This is a genomic window from Chitinophaga sp., from assembly GCF_035564935.1.
GTDB lineage: Bacteria > Bacteroidota > Bacteroidia > Chitinophagales > Chitinophagaceae > Chitinophaga.
In genome coordinates this window covers 1-13,747 of record NZ_DATMTE010000666.1, presented here as the reverse complement: position 1 = coordinate 13,747, position 13,747 = coordinate 1, and the positions used below count along the sequence as shown (strand labels likewise).

Below are 13,747 nucleotides of genomic sequence, written 5' to 3'. Positions count from 1 at the left end.
GTCCCAGATGTTTAGTTCTTTATAACCGGCACCACGTAACTATATGCGGTATATCGCAGTTCACTCCATGCATTCTTTCCCGGAAATTTATACCCGGGATACAGTTCCTGTTCCACCGGTTCAAACACGATCCTCACCCGGATACTGCTGCGGCCTTTGGTAAGCGCCGCCGGTATCAGCCATTCATCGTCGCGGAAACGGCGGTTGCTGGTTTGTACGTTATACATCCTTTTATCTGTTTCCTTTGGCGGATGGCTGAACATACAGGTGTTGGCGCCGGCAAGATACCAGGTGCCTGCAAATTTCCATTTGCGACCGGAGCTGTCTGCAATATATACTGCTGCTTTCTGGTTAGGATGGCTGTAATCCAGCATACGGCGCAACAGCGCGCCCTGGTTGGCAGGATCCAGGCGAATGTTAAATTCCGATGCGCCCGTGGTATAGCGGCCATCCTCTTTATGAGCGGGGTATACTTCAACTTTTCCTGCTCCTTTACTGTTCACGGAATCAGGCCCCAGTTCATAACGGGAAACAATCGTTTCCACAGGCGATGCCTGCGGAGAATGATAGGCATGTTGCTGCTCACTGTTTACATCGCCTATGTCCAGTTCATCTGTTTTTACCAGTGTGGGGGCTGGTAAACCATACCAGTAGGTAACACTTTCATAGTGTTCAGCAGAGCGGTTGTCCCCCCCATGCTCCAGTTGTATACGGGCATTGCGGCCAAAGGGCATCAGGTCGGCCAGGAGGAAACGATAGGCCGAGTGGATAAGCTCCTTCTTGTTTTTTGCCTGGTCCTTACGGGCTACACCGCAGGGATGCCCTGCGAAGGGAAGGGTCATATTCCTGCCGCCCCAGTAGTCGCCCCCACCGCCCCACTCTTCCGTACCCGTGCCTTGCGCCTGCGGCGACTGGCTGTCGTCGAAGAAAAAGCGCGGGTCTCCTTCCAGTGTGCCCAACTCGCCGTTGTGCGCAAAAATGAAGGAGGTGCCCACAAAGTTACCCGACCATTCCGTTTCACCTTCCATTCCGCGTGTATCCAGTAACGTTAGATCCTTCCCCAATCCGGGTGTGGGGAAATCGCGGTAAGTTGCGTGAAAATAGCTGCTGAATGCAGGGTTTATTTCCTGTGGCTGGTAGCGGATCTCGTAATTAACGGATGTTTCGCCGGGAGTGATACCTGCCAGCTCAAACTTTGCCGCTTTAAAGAACGGCATGGGATAATAGCAGGCCAGTGTTACCTGTTGTGTTGCGCTGTCGTAACGGATATTAATGGGGAAGCCTTTTACAAGGTATTCACGGTTATCGCGGTTGTGCAATGTACCGGCGCCAAAGAACAGGCAGAGCGGTGCATCTATGGAGGGTTGCGGCGCATCATCCCAGGTAACCAGCAGGCGGAGTCTTTCCAGTGCTTCCGCATCTGCCACCGGTATGGTAAGTTTTAATGCCCTCACTACGGCTGCAGCACGTATATCCGTAAGCGTTACCCTTTCGTTATTGAGCTTTATGGCGCCGCTGCGGGTGGGAATATGCAACGGGGCAATGTCCTGCCCTGCTTTGCTAACAAGGTCCACCATCTTTTTCTCCGGTGCTTTGTGGATGTCCCAGCTGCGGATACGGCGGGAAAGATTACCGGGATCAGCAAACAGCTGGTAGATGTAATATCCTGTGCCATAGTGGGTGCGGGAGTAAGCAATGCGCAGGGACTCGCGGAATGGGATGGGTGTCCAGATAAGATCTGCCCCTTTGGTATCGGCCCAGGTCCATGCCATGGGCCTGGGAAATGGCGCCGCCGGGATAAAAACACTGGCCTTGATATCCCGGATGGCATTTGCGGGATCTGCTGTCCCGGTTTCTTGTATGGTATGTTCCTTCCTGTCGGTTATAAAATGCCAGGGACTTCCATGCCAGTGATTAGCGCGAAAGAAATAAAGTATGCCCGTTCCCGTTACATCCAGTGTAACATTATCCGTTTCACCGTTCATAAAAAGATAGTGGCTGGCATCAGCCGCATCGTTGCCGCCGGTGCGGTCGTAGGTGCTTCTCATATAAGTTCGCATACCGAACCGTTGCATGGGCCACTGATCCCATTTCAGGTAGGCATCTGCGCCGGCAGGTATAACGGGAAGGCGCTGCGCCAAAAGTGGCAGCGATGGTTTGCACAGGAGCGTCACCAATAAACAGGCAAACCCGGAATACTTTACCAGGTATGTTTTCAGCGGTAGTATGTGTTTTGCAACTATCATAAATTGTATTAGCTTCATTCAATAATTCCGTTGTATGAAACCGATCCTGCGCAAGGTTGATACCGGCCATAACTATTCATTCAGCATCCGGGAAGACATCTACCCTTACCTTTATAATCACTGGCATTACCACCCGGAAATAGAGCTTACGCTGATCCGCAAGGGCAGTGGTATGCGCCTGGTGGGCGACAGTACAGAAAGGTTCGAAGACGGCGACCTGGTGCTGCTTGGCTGCGAACTTCCGCATATGTGGCGGAGCGATGCCATTTACTTCCAGGACCAGCCAGGGTTACGGATAGAGGCCATTGCCATTCATTTCAGCGATCACTTCTGGGGTCCCGGTTTCCTGGACCTGCCGGAAATGCAAGCCGTAAAAGAACTGCTTACAAAAGCACGGCATGGTATCCGGATACATGGCGCCACCCGTGAACGGATCAGCCGGGAAATGGAAGCCATCCTGAAAGCCAGCCAGGTACAAAGGATCACCTCCCTGCTCAATATCCTGGATACCATTGCCGGTTCGAAAGACTGTACCCTGCTGTCCAGCGTTGGGTTCGTTAATTCCTACAATACCATTAACACGGATAATATTAATAAGATCTATCATTATACCTTTAATAATTTCCAGCAGAAAATAACCCTCAAAGATGTAGCTGCCGCCGCTAATGTAAGTCCCAATTCCTTTTGCAGGTACTTCAAATCCAGGACGCTGAAAACATACTGGCAGTTCCTGATGGAAGTACGCATTGGCTATGCCTGCAAACTGCTGATAGAAAACAACCTGCCCATGTCGCAGGTTGGCTACACCTGCGGGTTCAACAACCTTTCCAATTTCAACCGGCAGTTCAAGCTGCTTACACAGAAAACGCCGCTGCAATACCAGAAGGTATACGTGCAGGCAAAAACGGGTTAACTTTTACCATAGCGTTTTACGCGCAGCGCCGCCTGTGCCTTGTGCCCGGCAAAGCCTTCCAGCTCACACAGCCGCATGGCATATTCACCGATCATAGCGCTGGCTTCCGGTGTGCAACGCTGGTAAGTACAGTTCTTCAGGAACTTGCCCACCCATAAGCCGCCGGTGTACTTAGCCGCCTTGCGGGTTGGCAGCGTATGATTGGTGCCAATCACTTTATCACCATAGGCCACATTGGTTTCAGGCCCCAGGAACAATGCGCCGTAGTTCGTCATTTTTTCCAGGAATACAGCCGGGTTACGGGTAAGCACCTCTACATGTTCGCTGGCCACTTCATCAGCTATACGAATGGCTTCCGCCTCATCATTCACTAATATGATCGAACCATTGTTTTCCCAGGCTACCCGGGCTACATCTGCCGTGGGTAATACTGCCAGCTGCTTTTCTATTTCCAGCAGTGTTTCCCGCGCCAGTTGTTCAGAAGTAGTGATAAGCACACCGGGAGAAGTGAGGCCATGTTCCGCCTGGCCCAGTATATCGCAGGCCACCATTTCCGCATCGGCGGTTTCATCTGCAATCACCAGCACCTCCGTAGGACCGGCAAAGAGATCGATGCCCACTCTTCCATAGAGCTGCCGTTTGGCTTCCGCAACATAAGCATTTCCGGGGCCCACAATCATGTCTACCGCCGGGATGGACCCTGTGCCTATTGCCATGGCACAAAGCGCCTGTACGCCGCCTAAAATATAGATCTCGTCGGCGCCGGCAAAGTGCATGGCGCATACCGTGGCCTCCGGTATCTGCCCGTTGATCGGTGGCGTACAGGCAATTACCCGTTTCACGCCGGCTACTTTCGCCGTGAGGATACTCATGTGTGAAGAAGCCACCATGGGGTATCTTCCACCCGGTATGTAGCAACCCACGCTGTTCACCGGGATATTTTTATGCCCCAGGAAAATGCCCGGCAACGTTTCAATTTCAATATCGCGGATAGAAGCACGTTGCTGCTCCGCGAAGAAACGGATCTGCTGCTGTGCAAAGCGGATATCGCGGATCACCTGTTCCGGTGTGCGGTTCACGATTTCCTGTATAGCTTCCGGCGTTAACCGGAAAGCGGCCGGCGACCAGTGATCCAGGGAAGCAGAATAATTCCTTACGGCACTATCGCCGTGCGTTTCTATCTCCCTGATCATTTTCTCTACCGTTTCCCTTATACCGGCATCAGCAGCTTTTAATGCCGCTTCACTTTTTCCTTCTTTTAAATAAACAGCCATAATATTATTCCCCCGAGGGTTTTCTAAGTTTGTAATAAGGGTTCAGTGGCTCCCCAAAATCCGGCGTACCATCCGCCTTCCAGGTAAAGCGCTGCATACGCGGACTGCGGGCGCCGCCACAGCCCTGGCCTGCATGTGGATTGGCGTGGTAAATGATCCAGTCTTCTTTCCCATCCTTCGATTTAAAGAAGCCGTTATGACCCGGACCATATACACTGTTAGCCACACTTTTTGTAAACACCGGTTTTTCTGATTTGCTCCAATCGGCAGGATTCAGCGGGTCGCCATTTTCTTTAAGACGCAGCATACCAAGTGCGTAATCGTCTGTTCCACAACTGCTCGCGGAGTATACCAGTATAATTTGTCCGTTAGGACCCTGTAATATTTCCGGCCCTTCATTCACCGGTATACCGTTCTTTTCCCAGGCGTAGTCCGGCATAGAAATCTGTACCCTGGCTGATTTCAGCGTCCAGGGATTTTCCATTTCCGCAATGTAAATACGTTGTGTGATGTCTTTATTGGAGATCTGCCCGCTCCAGATAAAGTAGCTTTTATTTTTGTAGGTTAGCACCGTACCGTCAATAGCAAACCAGTCTGCCTGTGTGTCGAATATTTTTCCTTTGTCTTTCCAAACGCCGTCGAGTGGTTCAGCCGCTTCATTCTCCAGCACAAACAGGCGCTGTGTAGACAGGTCCGGCGAAGCGCCTGCTGTATAATACAGGTACCATTTGCCGTTAAGCCGGTGTAATTCAGGCGCCCAGATATTCCTTGAGTTGGGGCCCGTGGCAGGCGGCGTCCATACCACTTTCGGAGTAGCCTCTCTCAATGCCGACATGGCGCCTGTTTTGCGGATGCTGATATTGCCGCCATTGGTGCAAAGAAAATAATAAGCATTGCCGTTTTTGTATACCCACGGATCGGCGCCACCATCCAGCAGCGGATTGGAGAATGTAGTATCTGCATTAACAGGAGGCGGCGCTACCGTGGAATCTTTTCCTTTACCTGCACAGGATACGCTAAAAATCAGCAGTAATAACCAGGATATATTTTTCATTTAGTAAGATATATGATGAGGAAATAGTTAGTTCCATAATTTCGGATCTTTGCCCCTGTTTTTCCGCCATTCATTACGCCAGCGGTGAATATCATAAGAGTTGATGAGCGGCATGGGTTTACGGGCTTTGGCATCCGGTATGTCTGGCACCGGAGACGCCTCTTTCGCATACCAATAGGCCACGCTGGCAAGGTCGAGTGTCATTTCATTATTGTGGCCGTGTTCAATGGTAAACTTCAGCGACTTACTGAAATAAATGGGATCCGTGATGTGAAAGCGATACAGGTGTGTGCGGCCCAACGTGCCTATATCGTTGTTCACCCTTGCATATCCAAAATAAGGATGCGTGTATAATACTTTTGGCCCCCAGGCCGTATTGAAATAATCCTCTGTACCGGTGCCGTTGAGAGAGGGTGTTGTTGCTCCGTCTATAAATATCATATCATCCCCTTCTCCATACCAAAGCGGCGAAGGCGATTGTACATAATAATTCATTCCCACAAAATGACCTTCTCCTTTGATATCCGCCACCAGGTAATTATTGCGTCCATCCGTGTTATTTCCTTCAGGACCAAAGATCCAATGTTCATTTTCTATACTATCCTGCGAACCCATGAGCTGCTTGTTATACCAGGCATGAAAGCGGCCGGTATTAGCGGGTAATTTGGGCATCTCCACATAATCCACACAAAAGTAGAACGGCTGTATTTCTGTGCCGGACTGGTTCTCAATTTCTATCCTTGCACCGTTGGAAAAAGGCATGGCAAAATAACTCACCAGGCTGGTGCCATCCATAGGTGCAGCCGCCAACGGCAGTGAAGTAAAGGGATACGATTCATTCCAGCCCTGACCGAAAAAAGGACCAATGGGCGATATCACGGAAGGGTATGGCTTACCATCCCAGTACATGCGGATGATCACATCATTACGACTGAGCTTATCCGGTGCAGGCCACATGGTGATCCAGATGTGATTAATGATGCCGGCGCCTTTGATGTCTACCAATGTGCGTTTGCCGCCGTTTTCTATATGCTGCAGGTTATCGTTGGGGCCACCGGCCTTATCATAACTGCTGATACGTTTTGTGGTAACATGTTCCCTGATCTGTGCCAGGTCAGCAAGGTTTTGCGCGGATAAACGGGCGCAAGATATAACGAGTAATAAGCAAATGAGCTGTTTCATGTAGTATCATTTATTTAGTGGGCGCCTCCCATTGGTCGGTGCGGAAAGGCGCTACCGGCAAACCGTTCCTGCCGAACAGGTTGCCGATAGCGGTGTTACTGAAAGCGTAGCGTACCGCTACCGGCTGTTTCACCTCCTTGCTCCATACCACCAGGGAATTATTTTTCACCGTGGCCTGCGCAGGATGAAACTCCCGGTCGCTTCCGGCTATAAACAGTTGTGCAATGCTATCTCCTTTTATGGTGATGCCTTGTGAATCATTTTTAAAGGAGATGATCACTTTATCTTTCTTTATCATCATCTCCTTATATAACGGGTACAGGTATACGAACTCTTTCCGGTGATAGGTTTCCCCCAATGCCCAGTTTGCCAGGCGGTAGCCCACGTCGTGTTTATTGGTGGGATGTACATCGTATACGTTGCCGGTGATATCGGTAGTTACTACCATACCGGTGTTCGGATGCTGCATACTTTGCTGTTGTGCTTCCCGCAGCAGGGCGCCCACATTTTTTTCGCGGTAGTTAAACGGGGCTATCTGCACAAAATAAAAAGGCAGCAACTGATGCCAGGCGCTGCGCCATGCGTCTATCATGGAAGTGAACAAAAGCCGGTAGGCAGCTGCGGTACTTGTATTGTTTTCTCCCTGGTACCAGGTAACGCCTGCAATAGTGTAGTTTGTAACCGGCGCCAGCATGGCATTCCAGGCTACCCCCGGCAGGTGCGGGCACATCCCGTTGGGCAATATATGTGTTGCCGCTTCTTTTAACACCGGGTTATTTTTAACAGTGCTGTCCGGCGTCCATACTTCTGCAGCGGTGCCACCCCAGCTGGCGTCAATGAGACCAATGGGTACGTGTAGCTGTTCGTTCAATTTTCTTCCAAAGAAATAACCCACCGCGCTGAAAGTATTGAGCACGGCGCTGTCGCAGGTAACCCATTGCGCAGTAACATCCTCCTGCGGATACGCTGCCGTGGCCTTGGCTATTTTAAAGCAACGGATATTGGTGTTGTATGCAGTGGGTTGTATAGCTTTGATATCTTTCAGCCCCCAATTGCCGCACATTTCCATATTACTTTGCCCGGAGCAGATCCATACTTCGCCCGCCATGACATTTACTAACTCAATGGTATTCCTTCCTTTTAACGTGATGGTAAAAGGGCCACCGGCAACGGGCGTGGTAATGGCGGTGCTCCAGCCGGCATCGCCGGCAGTAGTTACAGCGTATACCTGCTGATCCCAGGAAGTGGTTATGGAGATACGTTCTCCCGGTTCTGCCCAGCCCCATAATTTTACCTGGCTTTGCTGCTGCAGCACCATATTACTGCTGATCACTTTTGGCAAACGGATGTTTGCATGCAGTGATATTGCGCAACAGGTAAGCAACCATAACAGCAAATGTTTTTTCATCTTCATACAATTATTTAAGCATGGTATTGATCAACGATTTTGCCGGACCGCCGATCTTCGACTGCTGCGTTACTTCCCAATAGCTTTGCTGCTGTTCTACCTGGATCTGCGAAGTAACGATCCAGCTCTGGATCCAGCCGCTCAGCGTACACCAGGCGCCCCATCCTGCATCAGAATTGGAAGCCCAGTAATCCCAGCGGCCATAGTCGAATGCACGGAACCAGGCGCCGTCGAGGTCCTTGTGTTTACTGCTCTGTACCTGGATACGGGTAAGGTAGGCCGACAATTTATCAGTGGCCTCTTTATACTTTTTATTACCAGTAGCACGGGCGGCCTCATTAAGACTGAACAATGCAAAGTTGCAGGTGTACAGCTGGCAGGATACTTTTTCACCGTTCTTAAAAATAAGGGAGCCTTCGTCCGATCCATAGGCGGAGTTGGTGTTTAACGGGTTAAACATCCCTTTTCCTTTTACGCCCAGTTCTTCCCTGATAGCGCCGCTTTCATCCTGGTACTTCATGATTTCGGTGACCATTTTATCGAGCCACTGCCGGTGTTCGGGCGTGTCTTCCACTCGTACCAGCCATGCCAGCGGCAGGATCATGCGGGCGCGCTGCGTTTGCATACTGCTGCCCCAGCGCCAGTTGTCCGGATAACTTTCCATGGTTAGCCTGATCGCATTCTTTGTTTTGGTAAGCAGCGGTTCATAATGGGTTTTATTATACAGCCACAGGTACAATGCCCACATCCATGATTCAAAATGCGGGGACGGATGGATCAGCGACCGGTTACTGTAAAACTGCCAGCCGTTTTTAATGATGTCCTTTTCTTCCAGCCGTTCACCGCGGAAGCCTTCTTTGCCGGTAGTCCGGAAGTTGGCCAGTATAGCGGCCGCCATCTCCTGGTCCCACTGGCTGGTGTTCATATAAGCAGAAGCCCCGAGAATACCGAGGATGGCCCTTGAATTATCATCGCCGTAAAACGTAGTGGGATTAGGCGTAGCCCAGCCGATAAGGCCATAAGCCGGGCTGTTGGGATCTGCCTTGGGACCAGCCCTCATATTGGAGGTTTTCAGCGTATAGTTAATGAGGTTCGCCGCGTTCTGCCAGTAGCTTTTATTATTCAGCAACCTGCCTGCGGCAGATAATGCCATGCTCACTTCTCCCTGCACATCTGCACGCATCCAGTAGCGGTATTGCTGTGTACCATCGTAGTTGATGGTAGAGGTATGTCCTTCCATGATGCCGAGGGAGCCGTTGCCATCAGGCTTATCCGCACTGATAGGCGGGCCTGTCGGCATTTCGCGGGAGTTGTATTCCTCCCATTCCTTTTGCCAGGCAGGATGTACGAAGAAACGGCCGTGAAAGAACCAGGCGGTTCCCTTACGGATGGCGTTAAGCCTGGCGCCCGCCGGCAGCGCGGCATTGCGGCCGTACATAGGTTTTACATCCATGGGCCAGTGTTTCAGAACAAGCGCCGGAGCACCGGTCATACGGGCAAGGATATACGTCCATACCTGTTTCATGGAAGCTGCAGGCCCGTACCTGCCTCTTTCAAAATTGCTCAATGCCGTAGTGGCAATAAACACATTATCCTGTTTAAAGAGCAGCGGGTATGTTTTGGTACTGTCCAGTCCATATTCCGCTTTGTCAAAGCCCACTACTTTTGCGAGTACTATCAGCGGATCAGTTGCCATAACAGGCAGGATATAACAATTATGAATACCCAGTAAGCTCATGCGTTGTAATGGCGCACCGAAATCGCTGGTGGTCACTACCCCACGTTCCAGCCTCGTTTCCAGCGGCTTTGCAGGTATGTCCAAACCAGGAAAGGCTGCAGGGTATTCCACATACAGCTGCAGCTGTTTTTGTCTGGCGGTTGCCAGCAGCTCTTCCGTAATGCGCAGCTTTGTATCTATTTCCGGGTAAGTATCCGATACAATGAATACAGCGGCGCCATTGGTGGCGGCAGTAATAGCCGCAGCCGGCGTACTAAACTGTTTCACTTTATATCCCTCCTGCGTTAAAAGGAGATAGAGCCCGTTCTTATTGCTTCCGCAAAACAGCAGTGTGTTGTCTTTTCCGAATACCTGTATACAGGTACACAACAGGCAGACCAGGGCGCCCAGCAGTAGTTTCTTTTTCATACGTTGTTTTTTAGCTGGTTCAGCAGAAGAAGTGCAGTGGCCTGTAACTCAGCAGCCGCACCGGTTTCCAGGAACGACCATTTACCCGGACCGGCTTCGTATCCTCCTTCCGCGAATCCTTTGAGATCGGGGATATAGCCAATAGTATTTTCGGCGTATGCTGTGATAATTGTATGTGGAAAGGGAGATGCATTTTCTATTTCCATAGCTGTTGCTGTAAACGGTTCGCCCGGCAGAAAAACGATGGCCAGTTGTCCCAGGGCAATAGCATTCACCCTTGCATGCGCATCTGCCGGATTGGTAACGGCAGCGGTGCGTATCCCGAAAATAATATCATGATGCGCAAACCCAGGATATACGCTGGTTAACGGCTCTGCATATACGCACTGCTGCGCTGCCGCCGCCAATGCAGCGCCATGCGCCTTTGCCGCAGCAGGACCTTCGGACACCGTAGGCGGGTTAATATCACCGGCAGCGCCGTTCAGGTACATGGCCATGCCATTACCAGCAGTGGCTTCCAGCGTGTTGCAAAGCTCTCCCGGAAAATCCGGCGATATATGCGGCAGGCACATTTCATGCACCGGGTGGCAAACGGCATGTACTACCGTGGCTATCACCCCATCACCGGCAGTAAAGCGGATGGTATGCACACGGCGGTCTACCGGCCCGCGGCGCATCAGTTCGGGTGCAATGGGCTGCAGGGAATCGGACATTACAATGCCCTGCGGTGTGGGGATACGGCGTTGCAGCGAGTAGCCTTCCAACACGCTGCCGCTGATGCTTACCGTGCATTCCTTTGCCGCTATCAGGGCTATACTGATTGCCCTTTGTACCTGTTGCTGTACTTCGTGTAGCCATTTACGGTATACCGGCGTTAAATAGAGCGGCGACAAGGCTACCGACTCCGGCGCATTATGTGTATGCGTACACGTTATAATGATATGCTCCGCAGGTATATCACCTGCCATTCCCTGTTTGAATACCTCCCATCCGCCGGTGGAGGTGTCGCTGAGCGCCAGCAGATCAAGCGATACCAGCGCCACCGTGACTGCACCACCGGAAAGCACCAACACCCTGGCTTTCAGGGGTAACCGCACCGAAGTAAAAGGTGCATAACGCCCGTGTACAGAGGAAGTGAGCAGGCCCGCTTCCAGCGGCGGGGTGATGTCTGCAACAGCAGCGCCTGCGCGTAATGTAGAATGATCCATCAATTACTTATTTTGTTTCTTCACCCACTGCAACGATTGCTGCCAGAAAGCATCATAGCCTTCCCATAATTCAAAATTGATTCCCCAGTGCGGAGCGGGATCCGACATATAGGTGAGCACACGCCCTTTGCCGTAAGTACCCGCTACCACCAGCGGGTGGCCGGTTTCCTTTACCCTTACCAGCACTTCGCCGCCATTTCCGGCGCTCACTTCATTGTAACCGAAAATAGGCGGAAAGCTATGCCATGGAAGGTTTTTTACAGCAGGATGTTCCGGCGCCACCACTTCTGCGGTGAACCCTGCGGAAGATTCTACCAGGTCTTCTGTTACCAGGCATTTTACCGGGAGTGCATCCGTGAGCGTACACCTGCCCCATCCTGATTTTCCCTGCACACCGCTGAACGACAACCAGCCGCCGAGCATCATAAGGCCGCCGCCATCGTTGATCCAATCCTTGATAAGGGTGAGCCTGTCCGGGAAAGTGACCACTTTATTTTCGCGGCGTGCGCGGTCAAAAAAGCTGGGATACAGGTGGAAGCATTTCGCTTCCACGTCGCTGATAATAAGGCTTACTGACTCTTCCAGGAAGGTTTCCAGTTTACCCGGCGCCAGCCGGTACAGTTCCCAGTTGGCAAGAGTAGTTACATCTGCCACATGTTCCAGCGCTTCGGTGAGGCGTTCCCCGTAAAAATGCAGATCCGCATCTTTTGTTTCCGTACCGAAAGGTGTTTCTATAAAAGTAGGGCCCAGGTGAAATACCCAATCGCCCAGGTACAGTACGTGTTCTTCTTTTGTCCTGACTTCTTTTTTAACAGACATAATGATCTTTTTATACTTTTTGAGATAAAGATTCGAACGATGGCGTTTCAAGCGGCAGTCTGTTCACCGTGGCGCGATTGGCCAGCCACGACAGGTACCTGTTGGCCATCTTTCTAAAAACAAAAAAGAGCAACAGGGAACCGCATAATAACAATGCGCATTGCCAGTAACGGGCAAACCACGCCTGCGTAAGCCCCGTAATAAGCATGGCAGTAGCGGCAAAACCTGTTACTGCAATACCAATTCCCCTTATGATGGGCGCTGTTACCTTACCACCTTGTTGCTGCCACCAACCCAGCGGGCGGGCGCGTTCATAAAAGGCATGCAGCAGCTCCCCCGGCTCCGGTGGTGTAAGCAATGCTACCGCTACCCACAACACCGTGGTAAGCGCCATCACCACCAAGGTTTGCCACCACCAGGGCAGTACCAGTTGCGACGCCTGGGGTATATGCAGGTACATCAGCAATTTTGGTCCTAATACAACGAGACAGAATATAGCGGCGCCGCCAAACGATGCAGCCATCCGTGCCGGCCCGTTAAAGCGCCACCACCACCATTGCGCCCAGTTGGCCGGCAATTCCGCCGCGCTGAGCTGCAGCATGAAAATGGCTACATCAGTAATAATGCTCACGTTAAATACGACCGCTACCGCCAGTGAAAGAATAAGCGCCATACCCAGTTTACCAATGAGCATATAATGTTTTTCGCTGGCGTTTTTCACAAACCAGCGGCGATAAATATCACTTACCAGCACCTGGCTGCCGAAGTTGAGATTATCTCCCACGGTAGACATGGTGGCTGCCATCATTGCTGCCACCAGCAATCCCATAGCGCCGGCAGGCAACATTGTTTTCATGAGCTTTCCATATACCAGTTCCCGGTCCGCCCCTTCCACGCGCAGTTCCGGCCATATAACGGCAGCGGATATACTGGGAAGGGTTACCAGCAGCAACAGCAGGAACATGCTCAATGCGGTTACCACATACATAGTAAGGGCTTCCGCCGGCGTGCGGGTAGAAAGAATACGTTGCCCCTCCATAGCGCCGCCCATTGGCGCCGCATCGCCGCCATAACCGATGCTTTGCCCTACCATCCAGGCCATGGCCGCCGCCAGCGGGAATACGGAATGCTGCGCCGGTGGCATCAGCTGTAATACTTCCGGGTGCGTGCTGTTGAATGCCTGCCCCAGTGCGGCCGTCATAGCAGCGGCCCCGCCGAAATGAACCAGCGTAAGCGCCGCCAGCGTAAGGGTGCCGGCAAAAAATATCACCATCTGGATCAGGTTGGAAATCACCACTCCTTTGTAGCCTGAAAAGAAAACAAACAGGAAAGAGACAGGCACTACCAGGTAAAGCGTTTCCGCTTTAGTAAGCCCGAACGCCGGTCCCATAATTTTATACGCCGCCAGCAGCGTAATGCCTGTCCATGCCGGCATGGCGATCATGGAAGTACGAAGCGCGATCCATAAGCGCATGGCCGCTGCCGCGCGCGGCCGGA

Annotated in this window: 10 protein-coding genes; 1 reads left to right on the top strand and 9 read right to left on the bottom strand. The window is 51.6% G+C overall.

Annotation, left to right across the window (positions count from 1 at the left end; genetic code table 11):
• Positions 1-11 precede the first annotated feature (11 nt).
• On the bottom strand, positions 12-2,246 hold the full coding sequence (locus VN105_RS17150; protein ID WP_325642754.1) for a DUF2961 domain-containing protein: 2,235 nt from the start codon (positions 2,244-2,246) through the stop codon (positions 12-14).
• A 34-nt stretch (positions 2,247-2,280) separates the two neighbouring features.
• Here VN105_RS17150 and VN105_RS17145 point away from each other — a divergent pair, with 34 nt between their 5' ends.
• Positions 2,281-3,159, top strand: coding sequence for an AraC family transcriptional regulator (locus VN105_RS17145; protein WP_325642753.1), 879 nt, complete (start codon positions 2,281-2,283; stop codon positions 3,157-3,159).
• Here the strand turns inward: VN105_RS17145 and hisD are convergent.
• From hisD to VN105_RS17105, 8 genes are all read right to left on the bottom strand, one after another.
• Positions 3,156-4,433 (bottom strand): histidinol dehydrogenase, encoded by a 1,278-nt coding sequence (gene hisD, locus VN105_RS17140; RefSeq protein ID WP_325642752.1) that lies wholly within the window; start codon positions 4,431-4,433, stop codon positions 3,156-3,158. The genes VN105_RS17145 and hisD overlap by 4 nt on opposite strands.
• Before the next feature lie 4 nt (positions 4,434-4,437).
• Complete coding sequence (locus tag VN105_RS17135; protein WP_325642751.1) at positions 4,438-5,487, bottom strand: glycoside hydrolase family 43 protein; 1,050 nt, start codon at positions 5,485-5,487, stop codon at positions 4,438-4,440.
• A gap of 27 nt (positions 5,488-5,514) precedes the next feature.
• A complete protein-coding gene (locus VN105_RS17130; RefSeq protein WP_325642750.1) occupies positions 5,515-6,669 on the bottom strand; it encodes a glycoside hydrolase family 172 protein in 1,155 nt (384 codons plus the stop codon).
• 10 nt (positions 6,670-6,679) lie between these two features.
• Positions 6,680-8,083: a sialate O-acetylesterase gene (locus VN105_RS17125; RefSeq protein WP_325642749.1), complete on the bottom strand. Its 1,404-nt coding sequence runs from the start codon at positions 8,081-8,083 to the stop codon at positions 6,680-6,682.
• 4 nt (positions 8,084-8,087) lie between these two features.
• Positions 8,088-10,223: a hypothetical protein gene (locus VN105_RS17120; protein WP_325642748.1), complete on the bottom strand. Its 2,136-nt coding sequence runs from the start codon at positions 10,221-10,223 to the stop codon at positions 8,088-8,090.
• Positions 10,220-11,431: a hypothetical protein gene (locus VN105_RS17115; protein WP_325642747.1), complete on the bottom strand. Its 1,212-nt coding sequence runs from the start codon at positions 11,429-11,431 to the stop codon at positions 10,220-10,222. Before VN105_RS17115 ends, VN105_RS17120 begins: the two co-directional genes overlap by 4 nt.
• A 3-nt stretch (positions 11,432-11,434) precedes the next feature.
• Positions 11,435-12,250, bottom strand: coding sequence for a glutamine amidotransferase (locus tag VN105_RS17110; RefSeq protein ID WP_325642746.1), 816 nt, complete (start codon positions 12,248-12,250; stop codon positions 11,435-11,437).
• Between the two features lie 10 nt (positions 12,251-12,260).
• Positions 12,261-13,747: sodium:solute symporter family transporter (locus VN105_RS17105; RefSeq protein WP_325642745.1), on the bottom strand; the 1,487-nt coding region annotated here is incomplete at its 5' end.